We start from the raw sequence: 21469 nt of genomic DNA on the forward strand, positions 1-21469 counted from the left end.
AAAGTCAGAAGGCTAAAATCAAAAGTTTGAAATGTAATTCGTCCTGGCGAACGAAGTGAATCAACCTTTATGCAGTGTAATATACCTTCGGGGTCTTTAGGACTCCGAAGGTTTTTTATTGCCTATTATATTTAAGTTTCCTTTAGTTTGATTTATGATAAATATTTTTTAGTTTGGTCTCCGTATGAAAAAAGTAACCATCGTTTTTTTAAGTATCAGCATTGCTTTGGTGCTGTTCGGCACTATAGAATTCTTAAGGTCGGAAAGCAGTTTAAAGTCATATTTGTTATTGCTGCTTACTGCAGGACTATTGTCTTCAAGTCAACTTATTTCTTACTACGAGCATCTGAAAAGCAAAAAAGAAAGGAACCAATGAGTAAACGTAGGTTTTATTTTCATTTGGTTATAATTCTTGCAGCACTGGTAATTGGAGCCCTTTCTTTCTGGCACACCGGATTTTGGATGGAAGGGAAAAATAAGATCCCAAATTTCACACTGATCGCCATGGTCTTATTGGTCATTTCCCAAATTGCAGGGATTAAGGCTTATCAAAGTCAGCGAAAGAATGATGAAAATCGTAGCTAATCAAACTATAGGCTTATGCAGATTCTAATTGCTTTTCTAAGCTTGGCTTGCCTAGCTTTTTTCCAAAAGGCCGAACGGGACCCTCGATTAGTTGGGAAATGGAGCATGCTTTATTCGAAAGATGGAAATGGTGAAATCGTCAAAGATGAGTTTTATGGAAAAGGCTATGTGGAGACTTACACCAAGGACGGGAAGCTAATTTTAGATCCCCAGTTTTTAAGAGATGACCTCAAACGAAATGGAATCTCCGAACCTTTAGATTATTCTTTGATTCCAACATTCTCTTGGAAAACGTGGAATAACGAAACAATAGAAATCATTACCAGCGAAGGAAGCCGGCAAAACCGATATGGATTTTCTGGGGATACCCTGATCTTTGGCTATTCGAATGGAACTACGAGATACCTTTTGAAAAGAAAATGAATTGGTTAGAGCGGCTTTACGATTTGCCATTTGGTCTGATTTGGATCATCCTTCTGGTTCAATTTTTCGATCTATTTCCTGTTCCATCTTGGCTATTGGGCATAGCTATCATTTGGGGATTGATTGCATTTCTATATCGAGGACTCAAAGCACGAAAGAAGAAAGTTTAACCCGTTATGTATTTTTGGGTTTAGGTATAAATGATAAAAATTGCCGGAAACCTGGACTCTACTCCGATCAGCTATGAAGTACTTCAAACAAGATAGTATTGCCAAAATTCTCTTATTTAGCCTTTTGGCTTTTGCTATGGGCTGTAAGGAGTTTATCGATGATAGTTTCGATACCTTCACTGGTGTTATCGTAGATGAAGAAGGCCAGCCAATTCCCGGGCTGGAGCTGATTTTCACTCAGGATTTCAATTTTTCTGATTTTCAAAATCCCAAGTCAAACTCCTCTATTTATACCGAGCTGACCAATGATTTGGGAGAATTCAGATTCGTAGCACCTTCACGACAGCTGGATAATTTTTATTATTTGGAGATTCAGTCTCCCTACTTGCTTGAGATTGATTTCTTTGGAGAGCCTCAAATACAAAATTATCTTTTAATAAATTCGTCAGAGAAGGATGAAAATGGCGTAGTGGCTTTGGGGTTTTTAAAAGCAATTAAGCCATGAGGCCCCCGTATTTGTGGTTTGTATTTTTGTTCTGTGGAATCATTCAATCCACTTTTGCTCAGGATCAAATCGCTGTAAAAGAGAAAAAAAGTGAAGGCTTTAAAGTTGAGCCAAGCTTGGAGTTTGTGTATCGGGATTTTCAAAACCAAACGTTTCTAGGGGATGTCTATCAAATGGACCTTGGATATCGACTTAAACTGAATTTTCGCTATAGCAACTATCCCGGAATAGGAATTTATGTCGGGGGCCAAGGTGCCAATGTGAAAGAAAATCGCTTTTTAGCTGGCTTTTTTAAGGAGGCAAGATTTAGAGATCATGGAATTTTGATCTACCACAAATTCCCTGTCGGAAAAAAAATTGCCATCATGCCTGATTTTGGAGTAGGTTGGATGCAGGTCATTCATGGTAACAATCCTTCCAAATATGTTTTAAACTATAATTCTTATTCAGGCGGATTGGGCTTTACCTACAAGGTTTTTGGAGGCGAACCAGGTCTCATTGAAGGCCATTTGATTTTGAGGGCTGGTTACGGAGGATTGAGAGGAAAAGATATTATCATCAATCCTTCAGACAGATCCTATGTCCGCGAGTCTTCAGAACTTTCAGGTAGTGTTGGATTTCAGATTACACTGCATTGAACCTTATTCACTATTCCAGATTTTCCAGCCCTTGGTGATGTGTAATCTCGAAGCTAGACCCGAAGATTTGAAATCTTCGGAGTGTGAAATATCAAAAGCTATTTGGATTTAAAATCCCATGATATGGGTTCAGGATTCCATCCGAAATGGCTATTGGGGTCAGAACAGTTTGAGGGATTCTACCTCCTCTTCAGCTTCAACACCGTAATCTCAGGCCAAATACCTACCCGGCCTGGAAAAGCCAGAACTCCAAATCCACGATTTACATGCAAGTAGCGGCCTAGTTCTTCATACATACCAGCCCATTTAGGGTAGCGGAGGGAAGCAGGACTCCATTTGATAAAGCCAGGGATTTCAATACCAAACTGCATTCCGTGGGTGTGGCCACTAAGTGTAAGGTGGATAAATTGAGCGAAATTTTTCACTTCTTCATCAAAGTGGGAAGGATCGTGGCTCATCAGAATTTTAAAGCTTTTTGCATCCAGATTTGCTGCGGCTTTGGGCAAGTCGCCATGTTGCGCAAATCCTTTTCCCCAATTCTCCACCCCGATCAGGTCTATGCTTGCTCCGGCTTTCGTGATTTTAACGTTTTCATTGCGTAAGAGCTTGAAACCTAATTCTTCCTGAATTTCGTACAGCCGCTGCATATTTGCTTCTTTAGCATCCTTACTCGGCCAAGACATATAATCCCCATAGTCATGATTACCCAAAATGGAGTATTTGCCCATAGGAGCTTGCAGCTTTTTGAATGTATCTATCCAAGGCTCCATTTCTTTTGAATGGTTATTGACCAAATCGCCTGTGAACAAGATGATATCTGATTCTTGCTTATTGATCAGATCAACCCCGTATTCCAACTTCTTTTTATTGTCAAAACTCCCAGAATGGATGTCTGAAATCTGCGTGATGGTAAAGCCGTCAAACTCCTCTGGTAGGTCATCAAACTCCAGCGTATGATTGACTACACGGTAGCGGTATTTGCCTACTAATACTCCGTGAAGAATTCCCAAAAAAGGAACAGCCGATAGCAGTAATGCAGCTTGGCTCACAAATTTTCTACGATCGGGCAGAAAATCTCCATTAGAGTTTCCGGTAGCGGATTGATATGTTCCTGTTAAGAAGCGTATGATGTCCTCCCCAAACATGAAGCTAAGGATGATCAACTTTGGAATCAAGGATAGCACCAGTAAGGAGATAAGCCTTCCTAAGTTTAGGTTATTATTGCTACTTCGGTCGAAGTTTAGAAAACCGTAAGCGATAAAAAGGTATACGAAGATAGAGAAGATCCAAAATCCAATCTTAATCCAGGCTTGGCTAGGAAATAGCGTTCTAAAAGCTTGATAGGAATACCAGTCGATAAAGAAGGCAAATAATAAGAAGATAAGAATGCGAATAAGGATTGGGATCACTATATCAAGAAGTTTTTTAAACGAGGAAATTCAAGGACAGATTCTTTGAATTAATAATAACCAAGATTAACCATCTACGTCGAAAAACAAATTAATGATTGTAATTATATCAAAAAATTTACCTCAGAATAAGGGGTAATTCATTCATGGAAAGTTGCGGATTTATACCTTTTTTTTGAATAATTTCCTCATTTACCAATTGAAGTAATTTTTATTCCCCTTTTTCGTTTCTTTGTTCAGATTTATTTTGCCATCAAGCCTATTTACCGATGAGACAATTACTTTTGCGCCCTGGAGCCGAAGAATTAACCTATGAAATCCGAGGAATCGTAAAAAAAGCCCGCCAAGTGGAAGCTTTAGGCTATGAGATGACTTGGGAAAATATAGGGGATCCTATTCAGAAGAGTAATCATGTCCCGGATTGGATGAAGGAGATCATTGCTGAATTACTGAAGCAGGATAAAACCTATGGCTATGCGGATTCCAAAGGCGTGCTTGAAACGCGGAAGTTTCTAGCTGAATTAACCAACAAAGGTGGAGGAGCTCAGATCACTGCAGAGGATATTCTTTTCTTCAATGGATTAGGGGATGCGATCGCCAAACTCTACCAATTTCTAATTCCAACAGCTCGAATCATCGGTCCATCGCCAGCTTATTCCACCCATAGTTCTGCGGAAGCTGCTCATGCCAATACTGCTCCAATTACGTATAAACTCGATCCCGACAACCAGTGGCTTCCAGATATGGAGGACTTGTACCTGAAAGTCAAATACAATCCAGCCATCGTCGGCATCCTGATCATCAATCCTGATAATCCCACCGGAATGGTTTATCCTCGCGAAGTGCTCGAGGGATTCGTGAAGATTGCGGAGGAGTTCAATTTGCTATTGATCGCAGACGAGATCTATCAAAATATCACCTACAATGGGATTACCGCAGTTGGATTATCTGAGGTGATTGGAAATCGTCCTGCTATTTCTCTAAAAGGGATTTCCAAAGAATTCCCCTGGCCGGGAGCACGATGCGGTTGGATGGAATTTTATAATCGTGAAGTTTCGACAGAATTTTCCAAACTCTGCCAAACCTTGGAAAATGCCAAGATGATCGAGGTTTGCTCGACGATTTTGCCTCAGTTGGCGATTCCAAGAATCATGAGTCATCCGGAATATCGGTCCTATCGAACTCATGCAAATGCCCAAATCGGCAAGCGCAGTGAATGGATGGCGGAAATTTTGGGTGATATTCCTGGAATTAAATTCAATCCCACCCAAGGGGCTTTTTACAATACCATTGTCTTTGACGAGTCCTTACTTCGTCCAAATCAAAAATTGCCAATTACAGACTCAAAACTTCAAGCCTTACTAGATACTTGGCTGACTGATGATACCATGCCATTAGACAAGCGATTTGTCTATTATTTACTGGCATCTGAGCGAATCTGTGTGGTGCCGATCTCTTCCTTTTGTTCGGATTTGAGAGGGTTTCGAGTGACACTCTTGGAGGAAAATGAGGCAGTGTTTAAGGATACCTTTAGAAGACTGGGGAAGGCTATTGAGGAGTATTTGAAATCGTAAAATAAATCAGAAGTCTCAAGTGAGAAATCTAAAAAGTTGAAATCTGCTTCTAACGATTTGGTTGTGAGTGAAGACACTCACAAGGGCGAGAAATCATGAAAATCAGATGGCAGTGAACAGGACTCAGTTCGCATAAACTGACAACTGCCCTTTGCCGGCTGGTTACTACTTACTGTTAACTGACTACTGCTTACTGCCAACTGCTTACTGCCGACTGTAACGCTGTCTACTGATTATCGTGCGCTCGCGTCTTAATCTTTGCATCACGCTCCAGTTTTTCTTCCTCGATAACTCCATCGATTAGCTTCGAAAGATCTGGCTGGCCGGCATTGATCCAAGCAGTGTACCAGAAATCGGAAATCATCTTGATCGAGCGTTTCATTTGTCGCTGAACTTGCCCATTGAGCGCAAGCGCATAGGCTTCGGTGAATTCCCGTGAATACACCCTAACCGTCAATCCATTTCGCTCTTCATAACTGTATTTCTGATCCTCGGGAAATGCTAAAGTTAGTTCCCGCTCTATTCGGAGCACAGAATCTACTTGACTGTGCGCATTTGCTACTGCATCCCAAATAGCTTGTTGCGGTCGTTCTACATATTCGGCTTTACCAACCCAAAGCGGATAATCCACAGCTTGAAGCTCTGGAATGCGACTTTCCCAAAAGCCATGAATTCCATTTTGACCAGTCTGTTGCCCATTATAATTTTTAGTGGTGTGAAGTGGTACATTCAGATCCCCGAGGTAATGTCCTAAATCTGCTGATAGCCTTAGGATTGCAGCTTTGTTTTTGCTTTCAAAAGCTTTTGTCAAGCTGACAAAAGTCAAATAGGCCGACCAGGGACCGATTCCATTTTGCCGAAGGGAGTCCTCAGAAAATTTTTCAATAGCGTCACTCCAATAAATAGGCAAAATCTGAAGCGCACTGTCCCCATAATGATCCAGATCGATGTAATGTTTTTCCGCTTCCCCTTCCACGGCATATCTTCGGCGATCTGGGTTTACCGCTTTTTCGGTAAGAAATTGAATTTCTGACTTATACAGACCGATAAGTTCTGGAGGAAGAGAAAAAACTGCCATTCGATTGATCAGCGAATGGGCATAAAAACCCCAGGGTGAAATTGGTTCTGAAATAAAAAAGAAAGGAATTAACCAAGAGATAAAAGTTGCCATGAATAAAATTAAGCAAAATCTTTGCATGATAAGCGATAGATTTTCAGCTATATTTGTGCCTTTAAGACCGGAATTGAAGAATATTGTAATTCAAAAAAAGAAGGCTTTGAAAGGAATGTTTTCATTTCCTTTGGCAGAATTAAATAATTACAATAACTTTGCACTCCGATTCGGAATAGGGGAACGTAACGAAATTTATTTAATATCAGGATATGGCAAATCACAAATCAGCTCTAAAGAGAATTCGTGCAAACGAGGCGAAGCGTTTGAGAAACAGATATCAGGCTAAGACCACAAGGACTTTCATTAAAAGATTGAAGGCAACTACTGACAAAGTAGAAGCTTCTGACCTTTACAAGAAGGTATCTTCTATGTTGGACAAATTGGCTAAGAAGAATGTGATTCACAAGAACAACGCAAGCAACAAGAAATCAAGATTGGCCAAGTTCGTAGCCGCGCTAGGTTAATTTCTAAAATTAATTCTCTAAAACCCTGCCTGTCAGGGTTTTTTTATACCCAATTGTTTGTAGCTTTAGTTAAACTTTTTAATAGCTACGATGAATACATTTACCTCCATAAAAATTTCAGAACTTGCAGAAGAGGATAGACCTCGGGAAAAACTGCTTCTCAAAGGAAAAACTGCTCTCTCAGATGCCGAGTTAATCGCCATTTTGATCGGTTCAGGTACTCCGTCTATGAGTGCAGTAGATCTTTCTAGGCACATTTTGTCTTCTGTAAATCATAATTTGGCAGACTTAGCCAGGATGTCCATTCAGGATTTAAAAAAATTCAAAGGCATAGGAGAGGCCAAAGCAATAGCAATAGTGGCCGCACTGGAACTTGGAAGAAGACGAAAAGATGCTGAGCCTAAGGTGAAACCCAAAATAACCTGCTCGAGAGATATCTATGAATTGATGAAACCGGAATTATTTGACGAGCAAGTTGAATTTTTTTACCTGATCCTACTTTCAAGATCTAATCAAGTGATGAAAAAGCATTTGATTTCCCAAGGAGGAACTGCAGGCACGGTGGTCGATACGAAAGTGGTTTTTAAGATTGCATTGGAGCATTTAGCGCAGTCAATAATTCTAGTTCATAATCATCCAAGCGGTAATCTTCGGCCATCTGAGCAAGACAAGCGATTGACAGAGCGAATGGTTAAAATCGGTCGGGAATTGGATTTACCTGTCCTCGATCATGTGATTTATACAGATGATGGCTATTTTAGCTTCGCCGATGAAGGCATCCTTTAAATTATGAAAAAGAATACGCTGATACTCCTTGTGGTTTCCATAGTGATTGCTGTGGCAGTTTTTTACACGCTTACCGCTACAGAAAGTCCAGAGGATTACATCGAAAAGATTGAGGCAGAGCGGGAACGACAGTTTAAATTCATCCGATTCAATATCGAGTCTCCGTTAACTGAGACCCAAAAGCGGGAATTCAAAGCCTTAAGTTTTTATCCAATCGATCCCACTTACCGAGTAAAGGCAAGAATGATCCCGGTTGAAAATAAAAAAGTCCGGGAAGTGCCTCTTACGGACGGCTCGCGGGAAAAATACATCGAACATAGCTATGCGGAGTTTGAGCTGGGTGGGAATGTCAACCGCTTGCTTTTGCTCCAATCTTTGGACGAAGCCGATAAGCGAAATTTCTTTTTGGCTTTTGCAGATCAAACCAGTGCAGGTGAAACCTACGGAGGAGGAAGGTATATCAATGCCCGTCAAGACGGGAAAAACAGTATTACAATCGATTTCAACTTGGCTTACAACCCTTACTGTGCCTATAATCCTGAATATGCCTGCCCACTTCCTCCGAAGGAAAATCTACTTCCCATACCGATCCTAGCAGGGGAGAAAAATTACGAGAAATAGCCTTTCTGACTAAGCCAATTCTCTTAAATTTGTAAACTGATCAAAAAAGGGTTTTCGGACCCTTTTTATTTATCTATGGTTGAATCGAAAGATTCCTGGACCTCACTCACATATGAAATCGAGCATGACTAAAAAGTCACACACTGGGATGATTATAAGCCTTGCGAGATTCCATGTGGCCAAATAGAAAAATTATAAACACATGAAAATATCAATCAATCGATTAAAAAAATACATTGCTATAACCGAAAGCCCGGAAGAAATTGCTGCGTTGCTGACGCAATCCGGATTGGAAGTGGAAGGGATCGATGCCTTTGAATCTATCAAAGGAGGCTTGGATGGTATTGTCATTGGTGAGGTTTTGACCTGCGAAAAGCACCCTGATGCGGACAAGTTGAGTTTGACTACCGTGGATATTGGGCAGGCTGAGCCTTCCCAGATCGTCTGCGGTGCACCAAATGTTGCTAAAGGCCAAAAAGTTCTGGTTGCTACGATAGGTGCAACGCTTTATCCTACAGAAGGCGATTCCTTTCAAATCAAAAAAGCTAAAATCAGAGGACAGGCTTCCGAAGGAATGATCTGCGCAGAAGATGAATTGGGCTTAGGAAAAAGTCACGCGGGAATAATGGTCTTGGACACCGATTTGCCAAATGGAACACCAGCGTCCAGGCTGATTGAAGTAGACCAAGATCATATTTTGGAAATCGGATTGACTCCCAATCGAGCGGATGCTGCCTCACACTTGGGCGTGGCTCGGGATCTTAAAGCACTTTTGAAAAAGGAGCTTTGTCTCGACTCCGTCGCTGACTTGAAAATCGAGGCAAATGGTCCTAAAATCAGTGTTGAAGTAGAAAATTCTATTGACTGCCCTCGCTATGCTGGAGTAGTTTTGTCAGATATAAAAGTTGGCCCATCTCCGCAATGGCTTCAAAATTTCTTAAAATCATTAGATCTTGAGCCGATCAACAATGTGGTGGATATTACCAATTTTATCCTTCATGACCTTGGACAGCCACTTCATGCGTTTGATGCAGATCGTATTTCAGAAGGTAAAATCATAGTAGGTAAAAGCCCAAAGGGATCGGTTTTCAAAACTTTGGATGAAAAAGAGCGAAAGCTTACAGGTGATGAATTGATGATCAAGGATCCGACAGGAGGACTTTGTATCGCGGGTGTTTTTGGAGGAGTAGATTCTGGCGTATCTGACCAGACCACTTCGATTTTCTTGGAGTCGGCTTATTTCTCTCCGGATATCATACGGAAGGGAGCACAGCATCATGGACTCAAGACCGATGCTTCATTTCGATTTGAGCGAGGCACAGATCCGAATATGCCTGTGTATGCGCTGAAGCAGGCGGTAAAGCTTTTGAAAGAAATCGCTGGTGCCAAAGTTGCCTCTGAGATAATTGATTTGTATCCTAACCCGGTTGAAGATTTTCAAATTGAAGTTTCTTACGGGCATATAGACCGATTAATAGGAAAGAAAATTCCGGCAGCGGAAGTAAAGCGAATTTTGGAAAGTCTGGAAATTCAAGTGACCGAAGAATCGGAAACAGGATTTACTGCTATTGCAAAACCATATCGTGTGGATGTGACTCGAGAAGCCGATGTGATCGAAGAGATTCTTCGGATTCATGGCTTCGAGCAAGTTGCCTTATCAGAAAATCTCAATACGGACTATTTGGCTGAGCATCCGGTTAAGGATTTGAATAAGTTGCAATTCAAGCTTTCTCAAATTTTAGCTGGACAAGGCTATTTGGAGATGATCACAAATAGCTTGACGAAGTCAACTTATGCTGAAAAATCAGGGTTTTTAAATCCAGATCAATCTGTTAAAATTTTCAATAAGCTCAGCGAAGATCTGGACGTGATGCGGCAGTCACTGCTCTATTCTGGACTTGAAGTTTTAGCAAGAAATATCAACAGAAGACAGACGGATTTGAAATATTTTGAATTCGGAACAGTTTATGGCAAAGCGGAAAGTGGCTATGTTGAAAGCAGAAAACTTGCGCTTTTCCTTTCTGGGAAAAAGTCAGCGGAAAGCTGGATCGAGCCGGCTAAATCTTTTGCTTTTGCAGACTTGTATGCGACAGTTGAAAATATTCTGCTAATCCTGAATATTGACCTTAGCGAGATGAGCGTTATCGACAATGCACCGTTTGAATATGGATTGCAATTGAAGCTAGGTGAAAAGGTCTTGGCAGAAATTGGTTTGGTAGAAGAGAAGTCACTGAAGCTTGCCGAGGTTCGTCAGGAAGTTTGGTATGCAGAGTTGAACTGGGACTTGCTTTGCAAGAAAGCTGCAGGCCTGAAAAAGTATCAGGAGATTTCTAAATTCCCTGAGGTTAGAAGAGATCTTTCTTTAGTGATCGATAAGGCAGTGTCTTATGATCAGGTGAAAAAAGTAGCTTTAAAAGCAGGAGGGAGATTATTGCAACGAATTGGGGTTTTTGACGTGTACCAAGGGGATAAAATCGATGCAGGTAAAAAGGCCTATGCATTAAGTTTTCATCTGCAGGATCAGGAAAATACACTGACGGATAAGGTAATTGACAAAACAATGAGTAAATTGATTCAAGCCTTTGAAAACGAAGTAGGCGCATTGATCCGTACATAGAAATGATTCAAGAGGAACTGCTAAAATTGGAAAAACTGGCGACGAAAGCCAGCGATCGATTGCTTGAATTGAGTGCAGAAAATCAGCAGTTAAAGCAAAAATTGGAGGAAGTCAATAGGTCTTTGGAAGAAAAAGAGCAGGAAATCGAGCATTTTAAAAATAAGATTAAAATTAGTAACATTGTGGAGAACCGACCGGTGAGTCCAGGAGATTCGACCGAAATGAGTGACTTAATCAATAATTATATACAAGAAATCGACCAATTGATCACCTATTTATCAGATTGATATGGAGACACTTGCTATCAAAATAAAAATAGGAGCTAGAGAATATCCTATGCGCGTCAAGATCGAGGATGAATCCAAGATCAGGCAAGCAGGCAAGTTGATAAATGAGAAACTGCGAAAATATAAAGATGAATTTGGTCTGGATGATAATCAGGATTTACTAGCAATGGTGGCTTTTGATTGCATGGTGGAAGCCCTGGAAACCAATGAAGCAAATGCTGGAGATAGTGAGCATATAAGAACCAGTATTTTAAATATCAACGCGCTTTTGTCCAAGGCTTTATAATTAGTTAACAACTTATTTCTTACGATTTTTCGGATTCTCCAAAGGTTAATTTATACTCAAAATACCTATGGGAGACATACTATATATTGTCCTCGCAGCCCTAGTAGGGACTGGTGCGGGAGCCGCAATTGCCGGCGCATTGATAAAAAATAAAAACGCAAAGCTCGAAGAAGAGACTAAAGAGCGTGTGAAATCTATGCTTCGCGAAGCTGAGATTAATGCCGAGTCCATCAAAAAAGATCGGATTCTTGAAGCAAAGGAGAAATACCTGAAGCTGAAATCGGAGTTTGATGAAGAGATGAACAATAAGAAAAACATCATCATCACCAATGAAAATAAAGTCAAACAACGAGAGCAACAAGTATCAAAAGAGTTAGAACAGGTAAAGCGCAAAGAGGCTGAATTGGATAGCAAAAAGGAAAACCTTAATGCTCAGCTACATTCTGTTCAAGTCAAAAAAGAGGAGCTTGATCGTATTACCAATCAGCGAATCTCCGATCTGGAGAAAATTGCAAACCAAACTCGTGAAGAAGCCAGGGAGGAATTAGTCAAAATGCTCACTGAAGAAGCACAGTCAAAAGCATCATCCCAAATAAAAGACATTCTTGACGAGGCGAAATTAACTGCAACTAAGCAGGCAAAAAAGATTGTTTTGGATACTATTCAGCGAACAGCGACAGAGCATGCTGTAGAAAATTGCGTTTCGGTTTTCAATATTGAAAGTGATGATATCAAAGGAAAAATCATCGGTCGAGAAGGAAGAAATATTAGAGCTCTCGAAGCAGCTACCGGCGTAGAGATCGTAGTAGATGACACTCCTGAAGCAATTATTATTTCAGGCTTTGATCCTGTGAGGAGAGAAGTAGCAAGGCTTTCACTACATCGATTGGTGCAAGATGGTCGAATCCACCCTGCAAGAATCGAGGAAGTGGTTGCCAAGACGGAAAAAAATATCGAAGAAGAAATTGTTGAAATCGGTGAACGAACTTGTATTGATCTTGGAATTCATGGACTTCACCCGGAGTTAATCAGAATGGTAGGAAGAATGAGATTCAGATCTTCTTATGGGCAAAACCTTCTTCAGCACTCTCGAGAAGTTGCAAAGCTTTGTGCTACCATGGCGGCTGAAATGGGATTAAATGCCAAACTCGCTAAGCGAGCAGGATTACTCCATGATATCGGTAAAGTTTGGCCAGAAGAGCAAGAACTTCCGCATGCTGTTTTAGGAATGGAACTAGCTAAGCGCTACAAGGAACATCCAGAAATCTGTAATGCGATTGGAGCTCACCACGATGAAATAGAAATGACATCTATGATTTCGCCTATTGTTCAGGCATGCGATGCAATTTCAGGTGCAAGACCTGGCGCTCGAAGAGAAGTGATGGATAGTTATATCAAGCGCCTGAAGGAGTTGGAAGAACTTGCATTGAGCTTTGATGGGGTAAACAAATGCTTTGCGATGCAGGCGGGTCGAGAACTTAGAGTGCTTGTAGATGCTGATAATGTGGATGATACCACTGCGGGTAAGCTTTCTTTCGACATCTCTCAGAAAATTGAAAAAGAAATGCAGTACCCTGGACAAATTAAAATTACGGTGATTCGGGAAATGCGAGCAGTAAATTACGCACGTTAATTTTCCGATTGCAAAAACTTAGAATGGCAGTTACCTTTGGGTTTCTGCCGTTTTTATTTTATGAAGCATCGAGCGCAATATTTCAACAGATTAGGCTGGTGGTTAAAGGAAGCAAGAGCGAATTTCTACCCAAGAAGGTTGACACTTAACGATATCAAGATTTTGGAACGGTCCTTTCCGTATTTTCAAAATCTTAACCCAACCCACAAAGAAGAATTCATGCAAAAGCTTTCGCGGATTCTTTCTGTTAAGGAATTTATAGGGAGAGGAGGGATTGAAGAGGTGACTCCAGAGATGGAGGTTTTGATTGGATCTACCATTGTGATGGTGACTTTTGGATGGAGACGTATCCGACTTCCTCATTTCGATAAAATTCTGATTTATCCCAATGCCTATTATAGCTCCATCACAAAAAGCTACCATCGTGGTGAAGTAAATCCTAAATATGGAATAATCGTGGTGTCTTGGTCCTGCTTTTTAGATGGGATGAAAGATAATCATGACGGGGTTAACTTGGGGATTCATGAAATTGCCCATGCTCTTAAATTAGAAAATCAAATCTACTATAACGGCGAAAGTGAGTTTTTTAACCCCCTAGCATGGAGTTCTTATCAGGAATTAGTTGGGCCTGAAATGGTCAAAATAGAAGCTGGGAAAAGCTCAATTTTTAGGGGGGCGGCAGGCTTGAATGAACATGAGTTTTTTGCAGTCGCTTTGGAGAATTTCTTCGAGAGACCAAAAACCTTCTTTGATTACCACCCTAAGTTATATGGTACGTTAGTCCAGCTTTTGCGACAGGATCCTAGGGTTTGGTTGAAGTGATTAATCTTTGAATACAAGACTCCAACATTGAAATCAACCCCTCATATCGGGAGAGATCTTGGCCCCAAAGGGTCTGATTGGTACAAACTTCTGTTAGGGTATCCACAAGGTTTGGTTTAGACCAAGCTTTAGAAAATATCGAAATTACAGTTGGGTCATCGTTCAAAGGAAGGGTCTCCCCCTTGAAATCTCCCTTGTAAAAAAGAATCAGTGAGGCAAATCCCATCGTCAAATTGGCTGGCCAGGACTGATTTTTCTCCCAATAAGAAAGTAGGGAAGGAAGCACGCGAACTTTAAATTTTGAGATGCTATTCAGGGCAATTGATTTCAACTCATGCCTGATAAAAGGATTTGCAAAACGTTCTAATACGTCCTTTGCAAAATCTGTCAACTCCTCTTCTGAATATTCCATACTTGGAATGATTTCTTCATAAATCGCATGTTCTAAAAACACCAACAATCCCGGATCTTCTACAGATTCCCCAACAGTACGAAAGCCATGGAGATAGGCGTAAGGAACTAGAGTGGTATGTGCCCCATTTAGAATTCTAACTTTCATAGTCCGATAAGGACTTAAATCTTCGACAAACTTCACATTTAATCCAGCATGATCGAGAGGGAATCTTTCCCGTACTTCCTCAGGTCCTTGGATTGCCCAAAAATGATAAGGCTCCACCATCACTGCCAACTCATCCTTACAATCTATTTTCTCTTCGATTTCGGCTATTTCTGCTTTTGGATACCCTGGTACGATTCGGTCTACCAGCGTGTCGCAAAAAATATTATGGTTTGAGATCCAATCGCTGAATCCCTCTGGTAAATCCCATTTTTCAGCATAGGACAGAATACAAGACTTTAATTGCTGACCATTCTTTTCAATCAATTCACAAGGAAGAAATATTAGCCCTCTTTCTGGATCCCCGCTGAAATGTAGAAATCGATTAAAAAGCAAAGCGGTCAATTTTCCTGGAAAAGTTTTTGAAATAGACTCGATCGGAAAATCTTCTGAGTCAAAATAAATTCCTGATTCTGTGGTATTGGAAATAATAAATTCCAGGGCAGGATTCTCGCCAAGTTTTAGGTAGCCCTCATAATCTTCGAAAATAGAAGTCACACCAGTAACGCAAGTGATTAACTGGGCATGATCGATCAAGGCACCTTGACTCAGACCCCTTTCAATGACATGAAACAAACCATCTTGTCTCATTATTTTTGGGTCTAAATGCTTGCTGTGAATTTGGACAACTTGGATATTCCCTTGAAATATTCCTTTTTCGTTTGCTTCCTCCACCATCCAATCAGCGAATCCTCGTAGGAAATTTCCAAACCCGAACTGGAGTATTTTGACTGGGAAAGCATTGGAGTTGGAGGCAGTTCTTTGGAGTGGTTTCATGATCGTTAATTCAGGAGATGTTTGATAACTTGATCTAGTATACTGTTCAAGGATAGTTAAAAATAGGATTTGTGCTGGAATTCTAGGAAAGCTTTTCACAATTCTTCATTATTGTTGAGATCAATAATCCCTTTCTTTCAGTAAACTATGAAATTTGAACACTTTGCTTTGAATGTGCCTGATGCAACCGCTACGTCACTTTGGTACGAAAATCACCTTGGCCTGACTGTGGTTAAAAAGATGGAGGAATCTCCATTTATGACTTTTATGGCGGATGATAGTGGGACTGTTATGCTCGAAATCTACAGTAATCCAAAAGGGGAAACGCTTGACTTTAATACGTTTCATCCCTTGGCCGTTCACTTGGCTTTGGTATCAGAAAACCCCACTGAAGATATGAATCGGCTGATTCAGGCTGGAGCAACTCTTTTCTCTGATGATATGCATCCTGACGGATCACACTTAATTATGCTACGGGATCCTTGGGGTATTTGCCTTCAACTTTGCAAGCGTGCCATGCCAATGTTGAAATTAAATTAGAACCAAGTATTCCTGAAATTGAAAAGTGCAAAGCAAATGGAAGAATTGAGAGTTTCTTTTGAAGATTTGATAGATACACTAACTGCCTGCATGATCCAGCATGGGTTTGAGAATCAGAGAGCGCATCGTTGTGCAGTTCTATTTGCTCAAGCTGATCGGGATGGAGTGCATTCTCATGGAGTGAATCGCTTTTTGCTTTTTTTAGATTTCATCAAAAAGGGATTTGTAGTCCCTGAAAATAATCCTGAACTAATAGCTCAATTAGGAATGATGGAGCGTTACGATGGTCGATTCGGCCCCGGCAATCTCAACGCAGAATTTGCTATGAATAGAGCGATCGAGTTGGCAAAAACTTTCGGGATGAGCACAGTGACACTTAAGAATACAAATCACTGGATGCGTGCCGGTAATTTCGGGTGGCAGGCGGCAGATGCAGGTTGTATAGGGATCTGTTTTACCAATACGATCGCAAATATGCCTGCCTGGGGAGGAAGCGAACCGAAGTTGGGAAATAATCCATTGGTAATAGCAATTCCAAGGAGCTCGGGTCATGTGGTGTTGGATATGGCGATGTCTCAATTTGCATATGGAAAAATGGAGATTACTAAGAAGAAAGGAGCGCAATTGCCTTTCGATGGAGGATTTGACAGCGATGGGAATTTAACGAAGTCACCGGTAGATATTCTTGCAAGCCATCTTGCTTTACCAGCGGGCATGTGGAAAGGTGCTGGTCTTTCTTTGATGATGGACTTACTCGTTTCTATCCTTTCAGGGGGAAATTCCACAGAGGAGGTTGGGAAAGATGGTGTCGAAAAAGGCCTCTCACAAGTATTTGTCTGTTTTGATCCAGTCAGGTTAGGTTTGACTGATTGGTTGGACACAAAAGCTGATGCAATTATCGAAGATTTAAAATCCTCTTCAGTTTTTGAAAACCAATCGATTCGCTATCCCGGAGAGCAGATTCTTAAGACTAGAAGCGAAAATTTAAAGCTAGGAATTCCTATAAGTGCTGAGCTATGGGATAAATTGACAACTTTCTCAAGATTATGAAAAAAGTAGGGATAATCGGGACTGGAGCAATAGCTGGTATTCACGCCGCGGCTATAAAGTCGATCAACAATGCTGAATTGGTAGCCGTTTGCAGTAGTACGCCAGATCGAGCTCAAGAAGCTGAAGCCCGATTTGGAGTAAAAGGATATTCCGATATCACCACATTTTTAGCGCATCCTGATTTGGAGGTAGTCTGTATCTGTACTGCGAGCGGAAGGCATTTGGAGCCTGCTTTAGCGGCAGCAAAAGCTGGAAAGCATTTAATCATTGAAAAGCCAATCGAAGTGACCTTAGACCGGGCAGATCAATTGATAAATGCCTGCCAAACGCAAGGAGTAAAGCTTGCTATAATTTTTCAAAACCGCTTTTCTTCAGACTACAAAAAATTGAAATCTTCGGTTGATACAGGCTTATTTGGAAGGCTTTTGATGGGGAATGCGTACGTAAATTGGTTTAGAAATAAGGAATACTACAGTAAAAGCGATTGGAAAGGAACCATCGAGGAAGATGGTGGAGGTGCGTTTATTAATCAGGGAATTCATACCATTGATCTTTTATTGGACTTGATGGGGGAGGTTTCGGAAGTTTTTGGAAAAGTTCAAACAGCCTATCATCAGATCGAAGGCGAAGATTTGGGTGCGGCATTGGTCACATTTAAAAGTGGAGCCATTGGAAATATTACTTCTGCGACAGCGCTTTATCCTGGCCTGCCTGAGCGAATCGAGATTTTTGGATCGGAGGGAAGTGCGATACTTGAAGGAGGAAAAATCACCCATTGGAAAATCAAGGGAGAAGAATCAAAGCTTGAAGAGAGTCAAATTTTTAGCTCTTCCGGAGCTGCAGACCCTATGGCGATCAGCGGTATTTTGCACCAGAAACAGTGGGAAGAATTCATTTTAAGTTTGGAGACTGGCGATGATTATGCTGTGGATGGGCCTACTTCGAGAAAGTCCTTGGAATTGATTCGAGGGATATATTCATCCTCCAAAAAGAAAGCAACAGTGAAATTTCCATTTAAAGAGTAGTAATTTTTGAAGCAGATGATTTGGAAAGGATAGATTATTACGGAATCGTTTTCAGGTCATTTTTTCTGCGTCCAAATATTCTGAAATTTTTAAAATACCCCTATTTTCATTCTAAGGGCCATTATTTGAATTACTAAAGGTGATCTGAAAGCAGATTTTTTTTCTAAGCTAGATTAGCCTTGCTAAGTCAAAAACCATAAACCTAAATTCATTTTGAAAATGAGTTAGATCAGAGCATCTTTAATAACAGGATTTTGCTGGTCGTACTTTGTTCTCAGAGTTCAGCTTAAGTTTATTCCAGCCCAAATCAATAAACCCATGAAAAAACAATTTCTTATTATTCTTGCTATAGTTCTGGTAGGAGTGCTTCCTTTTTCTTGTAGCAGCCCACTCAATTTCAAGATGATTAAAATGGGTCACGCTCAGGTTCCCAGCCATCCAGTTCATGATGCGATGGTTTTTCTTGCTAAGCGGGTGGAGGAAAAATCCAATGGAAAACTACGGATGAAAGTATTTCCAAATCAGCAGTTGGGTTCGGAGCGGGAGCTTTTGGAGCTTTTACAAATAGGTAGTTTGGGGATGACCAAGGTCTCTGCTGCAGCATTGGAAGGTTTTGCCCCAACGATGTCTGTTTTTGGGCTTCCCTATTTATTCCGAGATGATGCCCATCAGAAAAAGGTGTTGCAGGGCCCAATAGGAAAGCAATTATTGCTTGATGGTGAAAAATATTGGTTGCGCGGATTGACCTATTATGATGCCGGAAAGCGGAGTTTTTATACTAAAGATAAATCTGTTGTAACACCGTCGGATCTTGCTGGAAAGAAAGTTCGGGTAATGGAAAGTGTCACTGCTTCCAATATGGTGAAAGCAATGGGAGGCTCACCAACACCGGTTTCCTACGGAGAATTATACACCGCACTTCAGCAAGGAATCGTAGATGCTGCGGAAAATAATCCGCCAAGTTTATATACCTCAAAGCATTACGAAGTATGTAAATTCTACAGTTTGGATGAGCACACAGCACTTCCAGACGTTGTTATAGTGAGCACCAAGGTTTGGGAATCATTGACTCCACAAGAACAAAAATGGCTTCAGGAAGCCGCTGATGAATCAGCTGAGTATCAATATAAACTTTGGGCTGCTTCGACTGAAGAGTCCATGCGAGAATTAGAAAAAGCAGGAGTCACTATCACTTACCCTGACAAGGCTCCTTTTCGCGAGGCAGTCAAGGGGATTTATTCTCAGCTAGAGATAGATCAACCTGAAATTTATAAAATCGCCAAAGCGATTCAAGCAGTTGATTAAACCCATTTAAAATAACAGGCCTATGTTTTCACTCGAATCTAAATCCAAATTGGATAGCGTTATTTCGTCTTTGCTGGTTGTGTTGATGGCTTTGATGGTGATCAATGTGACTTGGCAAGTGGTATCCAGATATGTCTTTCAAGATCCAAGTTCCTTTACAGATGAACTAGCTCGATATATGTTAATTTGGGTCGGAATGCTGGGGGCTGCCTTTGTTGCAGGGAAAAAAGAGCACTTGGCAATTGATATTTTATTGACTAGCCTTAGCCCAAAAGGACAGCTGAAATTGATGGTTTTGATTGATATCTGCGTTTTGGTTTTTGCTTTGACTGTGATGTTAATCGGAGGAAGTAATTTGGTTTACATCACATTTATTTTGGGCCAAAAGTCAGCAGCATTACAGATTCCGCTCGCATATGTTTACGGGATTATCCCTTTTAGTGGCCTTTTGGTTATTTATTATCAGGCCGTAGCAATTAGCCAGTCTTTTCAATCTATTAAAACAGCCGAATAATGGAGATTTTACCTGTATTGATTCTTGTTTTATCGTTTTTGTTTTTTCTGGGAATTGGTGTTCCCGTAGCTTGGAGTTTGGGGCTGTCAAGCATGTTGACTTTGATGGTGACTGTGGCGAGCATGCCTGCAATTACAACCGTTGCGCAGCGTATGGGAACAGGTCTGGATAGTTTTTCCTTATTGGCCATTCCCTTTTTTATACTTGCGGGAGAACTGATGAACCGTGGAGGAATTGCCAATCGACTCATTGAATTTGCTAAGGCTTTGACGGGAAGACTTCCCGGCGGCTTACTCCATGTGAATGTAATTGCAGCAATGCTCATGGGTGCTATTGCAGGTTCTGCCGTAGCTGCAGCTTCTTCTATGGGTGGGATTTTGGGAAAGCGAATGGAAAAAGAAGGCTATCCGAAAGAACTCGGAGCAGCTGTAAATATCACTTCTTCTACGACAGGATTAATCATTCCTCCTTCCAATGTGCTGATCGTTTATTCACTGGCTTCAGGAGGTGTTTCTGTGGCAGCACTATTTGTTGCTGGATATTTACCCGGCTTATTAGTGGGTCTAATGCTGATGATTACTGCTGCTATTATGGTTAAGATCAAAAAACTTCCTGCTGGGGAGCCATCTTCCATGAAGTTGGTTTTGAAGACTTTTTGGGATGCTATTCCTAGCCTGTTTTTGTTGGTTGTTGTGATTGGTGGAATTATTGGAGGGGTTTTTACAGCTACCGAAGCTTCGGCTATTGCGGTTGTTTATAGCTTGATTCTATCCCTGATTTATCGTGAAATTGGAGTTAAAGACCTGCCGGCAGTTTTATTGAAATCTGCAGAGACTACTGCTGTGGTGATGTTGCTAATCGCTACCTCGATGGCCATGTCTTGGGTAATGTCCAGTGAGGAAATTCCTCAAAATATCAGTAATGCCATGCTTTCGCTAAGTGATAACATCGTGGTCATCTTAATCATGATCAATGTCCTCTTGCTTTTTGTAGGAATCTTTATGGACATGACTCCGGCAGTATTAATTTTTACACCGATTTTTCTTCCTGTTGTTACTGCTCTGGGGGTTGATCCTGTTCACTTTGGGATCATGATGGTACTCAATCTTTGTATTGGACTTTGTACCCCACCTGTGGGATCAATTCTCTTTATCGGAGTGGGGATTGCCAATACTACAATTCAAAAAGTCATAAAGCCACTTTTGCCATTTTTCTTTGCGATGGTACTGGCTTTGATTCTAATAATGTTATTTCCAGAGATTTCCCTTTGGTTGCCACGATTCTTTGGACTTTAAAAACTTGATATTTATAATCTGATTATCCTTAATGATGCCAGAGGCCTCTTTTTCTTTGCTTACCAGGCTGGAAGACCGATGACCGATGACGGAAGTACCAGCTTTGCTAGTGTTTACCGTACATTAAGTCGCTTTTTACCTTTTTCTGGTGCAATTGCGGATATACATATTATATAAAAAAACAAAAAACCGGTATTTTCTGAAATACCGGTTTTTTTGTTTAAAAATGGAACCCTCCTCAGGCATTGAAGTTCGCTTTAACTGCCAACTGCCAACTGCCAACTGCCAACTGCCAACTGCCAACTGCCAACTGCCAACTGCCAACTGCCAACTGCCAACTGCCAACTGCCAAC

Annotated in this window: 23 protein-coding genes; 20 read left to right on the plus strand and 3 right to left on the minus strand. The window is 41.0% G+C overall.

The window, feature by feature from the left end:
• Positions 1-372: 372 nt before the first annotated feature.
• The 5 genes from P8O16_RS18780 to P8O16_RS18800 all read left to right on the plus strand — a co-directional run bounded on the left by P8O16_RS18780 (position 373) and on the right by P8O16_RS18800 (position 2321).
• Positions 373-585 carry a hypothetical protein gene (locus P8O16_RS18780; protein WP_300317383.1) on the plus strand — a complete coding sequence of 71 codons (213 nt, stop codon included), beginning with the start codon at positions 373-375 and terminating at the stop codon, positions 583-585.
• Positions 586-600: 15 nt separating this feature from the next.
• Positions 601-1008 (plus strand): hypothetical protein, encoded by a 408-nt coding sequence (locus P8O16_RS18785; protein WP_300317386.1) that lies wholly within the window; start codon positions 601-603, stop codon positions 1006-1008.
• Entirely contained in the window at positions 1005-1178 is a 174-nt protein-coding gene (locus P8O16_RS18790; protein WP_300317389.1) for a hypothetical protein, read from the plus strand. The genes P8O16_RS18785 and P8O16_RS18790 overlap by 4 nt, the downstream gene beginning before the upstream one ends.
• A 73-nt stretch (positions 1179-1251) precedes the next feature.
• Positions 1252-1683, plus strand: a complete 432-nt coding sequence (locus tag P8O16_RS18795) for a hypothetical protein (RefSeq protein WP_300317391.1) — start codon at positions 1252-1254, stop codon at positions 1681-1683.
• Positions 1680-2321 carry a hypothetical protein gene (locus P8O16_RS18800; RefSeq protein WP_300317394.1) on the plus strand — a complete coding sequence of 214 codons (642 nt, stop codon included), beginning with the start codon at positions 1680-1682 and terminating at the stop codon, positions 2319-2321. Before P8O16_RS18795 ends, P8O16_RS18800 begins: the two co-directional genes overlap by 4 nt.
• A 179-nt stretch (positions 2322-2500) precedes the next feature.
• Here the strand turns inward: P8O16_RS18800 and P8O16_RS18805 are convergent, their stop codons facing one another.
• Positions 2501-3730, minus strand: a complete 1230-nt coding sequence (locus P8O16_RS18805; protein WP_300317396.1) for a metallophosphoesterase — start codon at positions 3728-3730, stop codon at positions 2501-2503.
• A gap of 269 nt (positions 3731-3999) precedes the next feature.
• Here P8O16_RS18805 and P8O16_RS18810 point away from each other — a divergent pair, with 269 nt between their 5' ends.
• A complete protein-coding gene (locus P8O16_RS18810) occupies positions 4000-5304 on the plus strand; it encodes a pyridoxal phosphate-dependent aminotransferase (RefSeq protein WP_300317398.1) in 1305 nt (434 codons plus the stop codon).
• 226 nt (positions 5305-5530) lie between these two features.
• Here the strand turns inward: P8O16_RS18810 and P8O16_RS18815 are convergent, their stop codons facing one another.
• Positions 5531-6475 (minus strand): zinc dependent phospholipase C family protein, encoded by a 945-nt coding sequence (locus tag P8O16_RS18815; RefSeq protein WP_300317401.1) that lies wholly within the window; start codon positions 6473-6475, stop codon positions 5531-5533.
• Positions 6476-6687: 212 nt separating this feature from the next.
• Here P8O16_RS18815 and rpsT point away from each other — a divergent pair, with 212 nt between their 5' ends.
• From rpsT to P8O16_RS18855, 8 genes are all read left to right on the plus strand, one after another.
• Entirely contained in the window at positions 6688-6942 is a 255-nt protein-coding gene (rpsT, locus tag P8O16_RS18820; RefSeq protein WP_300317404.1) for a 30S ribosomal protein S20, read from the plus strand.
• A gap of 90 nt (positions 6943-7032) precedes the next feature.
• Positions 7033-7728 (plus strand): DNA repair protein RadC, encoded by a 696-nt coding sequence (gene radC / locus P8O16_RS18825; protein WP_300317407.1) that lies wholly within the window; start codon positions 7033-7035, stop codon positions 7726-7728.
• Between the two features lie 3 nt (positions 7729-7731).
• Positions 7732-8349 carry a DUF1684 domain-containing protein gene (locus P8O16_RS18830; protein ID WP_300317410.1) on the plus strand — a complete coding sequence of 206 codons (618 nt, stop codon included), beginning with the start codon at positions 7732-7734 and terminating at the stop codon, positions 8347-8349.
• 202 nt (positions 8350-8551) lie between these two features.
• The gene (pheT, locus tag P8O16_RS18835) at positions 8552-10966 is read left to right on the plus strand and encodes a phenylalanine--tRNA ligase subunit beta (protein ID WP_300317413.1); all 2415 of its coding nucleotides are present in this window, start codon (positions 8552-8554) and stop codon (positions 10964-10966) included.
• A 2-nt stretch (positions 10967-10968) separates the two neighbouring features.
• On the plus strand, positions 10969-11253 hold the full coding sequence (locus P8O16_RS18840; protein WP_300317415.1) for a hypothetical protein: 285 nt from the start codon (positions 10969-10971) through the stop codon (positions 11251-11253).
• A 1-nt stretch (position 11254) separates the two neighbouring features.
• Entirely contained in the window at positions 11255-11539 is a 285-nt protein-coding gene (locus P8O16_RS18845) for a cell division protein ZapA (protein ID WP_300317418.1), read from the plus strand.
• Positions 11540-11606: 67 nt separating this feature from the next.
• Positions 11607-13172, plus strand: coding sequence for a ribonuclease Y (gene rny, locus P8O16_RS18850; RefSeq protein ID WP_300317421.1), 1566 nt, complete (start codon positions 11607-11609; stop codon positions 13170-13172).
• Between the two features lie 60 nt (positions 13173-13232).
• Positions 13233-13994: a zinc-dependent peptidase gene (locus P8O16_RS18855; protein WP_300317424.1), complete on the plus strand. Its 762-nt coding sequence runs from the start codon at positions 13233-13235 to the stop codon at positions 13992-13994.
• Here P8O16_RS18855 and P8O16_RS18860 read toward each other — a convergent pair.
• Positions 13975-15387: a tagaturonate reductase gene (locus tag P8O16_RS18860; protein ID WP_300317427.1), complete on the minus strand. Its 1413-nt coding sequence runs from the start codon at positions 15385-15387 to the stop codon at positions 13975-13977. The two genes, P8O16_RS18855 and P8O16_RS18860, sit on opposite strands and share 20 nt — an antisense overlap.
• Before the next feature lie 147 nt (positions 15388-15534).
• Here P8O16_RS18860 and P8O16_RS18865 point away from each other — a divergent pair, with 147 nt between their 5' ends.
• From P8O16_RS18865 to P8O16_RS18890, 6 genes are all read left to right on the plus strand, one after another.
• On the plus strand, positions 15535-15927 hold the full coding sequence (locus P8O16_RS18865) for a VOC family protein (RefSeq protein WP_300317430.1): 393 nt from the start codon (positions 15535-15537) through the stop codon (positions 15925-15927).
• Positions 15928-15963: 36 nt separating this feature from the next.
• On the plus strand, positions 15964-16977 hold the full coding sequence (gene yiaK / locus P8O16_RS18870; RefSeq protein WP_300317432.1) for a 3-dehydro-L-gulonate 2-dehydrogenase: 1014 nt from the start codon (positions 15964-15966) through the stop codon (positions 16975-16977).
• Positions 16974-18002, plus strand: coding sequence for a Gfo/Idh/MocA family oxidoreductase (locus P8O16_RS18875; protein WP_300317434.1), 1029 nt, complete (start codon positions 16974-16976; stop codon positions 18000-18002). Before yiaK ends, P8O16_RS18875 begins: the two co-directional genes overlap by 4 nt.
• A 318-nt stretch (positions 18003-18320) precedes the next feature.
• Entirely contained in the window at positions 18321-19307 is a 987-nt protein-coding gene (locus tag P8O16_RS18880; protein ID WP_300317436.1) for a TRAP transporter substrate-binding protein, read from the plus strand.
• A 22-nt stretch (positions 19308-19329) separates the two neighbouring features.
• Positions 19330-19821 carry a TRAP transporter small permease gene (locus P8O16_RS18885; RefSeq protein ID WP_300317439.1) on the plus strand — a complete coding sequence of 164 codons (492 nt, stop codon included), beginning with the start codon at positions 19330-19332 and terminating at the stop codon, positions 19819-19821.
• The gene (locus P8O16_RS18890) at positions 19821-21116 is read left to right on the plus strand and encodes a TRAP transporter large permease (RefSeq protein WP_300317443.1); all 1296 of its coding nucleotides are present in this window, start codon (positions 19821-19823) and stop codon (positions 21114-21116) included. Before P8O16_RS18885 ends, P8O16_RS18890 begins: the two co-directional genes overlap by 1 nt.
• Positions 21117-21469: the final 353 nt, after the last annotated feature.

Origin of the sequence: Algoriphagus sp. (genome assembly GCF_029254265.1) — a bacterium.
Lineage (GTDB): Bacteria > Bacteroidota > Bacteroidia > Cytophagales > Cyclobacteriaceae > Algoriphagus.

What these genes read in the sequence shown, in the direction of transcription:
- P8O16_RS18780 (WP_300317383.1), top strand. Translation starts at nt 373, where the DNA reads ATGAGTAAACGTAGGTTTTATTTTCATTTGGTTATAATTCTTGCAGCA.
- P8O16_RS18785 (WP_300317386.1), top strand. Translation starts at nt 601, where the DNA reads ATGCAGATTCTAATTGCTTTTCTAAGCTTGGCTTGCCTAGCTTTTTTC.
- P8O16_RS18790 (WP_300317389.1), top strand. Translation starts at nt 1,005, where the DNA reads ATGAATTGGTTAGAGCGGCTTTACGATTTGCCATTTGGTCTGATTTGG.
- P8O16_RS18795 (WP_300317391.1), top strand. Translation starts at nt 1,252, where the DNA reads ATGAAGTACTTCAAACAAGATAGTATTGCCAAAATTCTCTTATTTAGC.
- P8O16_RS18800 (WP_300317394.1), top strand. Translation starts at nt 1,680, where the DNA reads ATGAGGCCCCCGTATTTGTGGTTTGTATTTTTGTTCTGTGGAATCATT.
- P8O16_RS18810 (WP_300317398.1), top strand. Translation starts at nt 4,000, where the DNA reads ATGAGACAATTACTTTTGCGCCCTGGAGCCGAAGAATTAACCTATGAA.
- P8O16_RS18815 (WP_300317401.1), bottom strand. Translation starts at nt 6,475, where the DNA reads ATGGCAACTTTTATCTCTTGGTTAATTCCTTTCTTTTTTATTTCAGAA.
- rpsT (WP_300317404.1), top strand. Translation starts at nt 6,688, where the DNA reads ATGGCAAATCACAAATCAGCTCTAAAGAGAATTCGTGCAAACGAGGCG.
- radC (WP_300317407.1), top strand. Translation starts at nt 7,033, where the DNA reads ATGAATACATTTACCTCCATAAAAATTTCAGAACTTGCAGAAGAGGAT.
- P8O16_RS18830 (WP_300317410.1), top strand. Translation starts at nt 7,732, where the DNA reads ATGAAAAAGAATACGCTGATACTCCTTGTGGTTTCCATAGTGATTGCT.
- pheT (WP_300317413.1), top strand. Translation starts at nt 8,552, where the DNA reads ATGAAAATATCAATCAATCGATTAAAAAAATACATTGCTATAACCGAA.
- P8O16_RS18840 (WP_300317415.1), top strand. Translation starts at nt 10,969, where the DNA reads ATGATTCAAGAGGAACTGCTAAAATTGGAAAAACTGGCGACGAAAGCC.
- P8O16_RS18845 (WP_300317418.1), top strand. Translation starts at nt 11,255, where the DNA reads ATGGAGACACTTGCTATCAAAATAAAAATAGGAGCTAGAGAATATCCT.
- rny (WP_300317421.1), top strand. Translation starts at nt 11,607, where the DNA reads ATGGGAGACATACTATATATTGTCCTCGCAGCCCTAGTAGGGACTGGT.
- P8O16_RS18855 (WP_300317424.1), top strand. Translation starts at nt 13,233, where the DNA reads ATGAAGCATCGAGCGCAATATTTCAACAGATTAGGCTGGTGGTTAAAG.
- P8O16_RS18860 (WP_300317427.1), bottom strand. Translation starts at nt 15,387, where the DNA reads ATGAAACCACTCCAAAGAACTGCCTCCAACTCCAATGCTTTCCCAGTC.
- P8O16_RS18865 (WP_300317430.1), top strand. Translation starts at nt 15,535, where the DNA reads ATGAAATTTGAACACTTTGCTTTGAATGTGCCTGATGCAACCGCTACG.
- yiaK (WP_300317432.1), top strand. Translation starts at nt 15,964, where the DNA reads ATGGAAGAATTGAGAGTTTCTTTTGAAGATTTGATAGATACACTAACT.
- P8O16_RS18875 (WP_300317434.1), top strand. Translation starts at nt 16,974, where the DNA reads ATGAAAAAAGTAGGGATAATCGGGACTGGAGCAATAGCTGGTATTCAC.
- P8O16_RS18880 (WP_300317436.1), top strand. Translation starts at nt 18,321, where the DNA reads ATGAAAAAACAATTTCTTATTATTCTTGCTATAGTTCTGGTAGGAGTG.
- P8O16_RS18885 (WP_300317439.1), top strand. Translation starts at nt 19,330, where the DNA reads ATGTTTTCACTCGAATCTAAATCCAAATTGGATAGCGTTATTTCGTCT.
- P8O16_RS18890 (WP_300317443.1), top strand. Translation starts at nt 19,821, where the DNA reads ATGGAGATTTTACCTGTATTGATTCTTGTTTTATCGTTTTTGTTTTTT.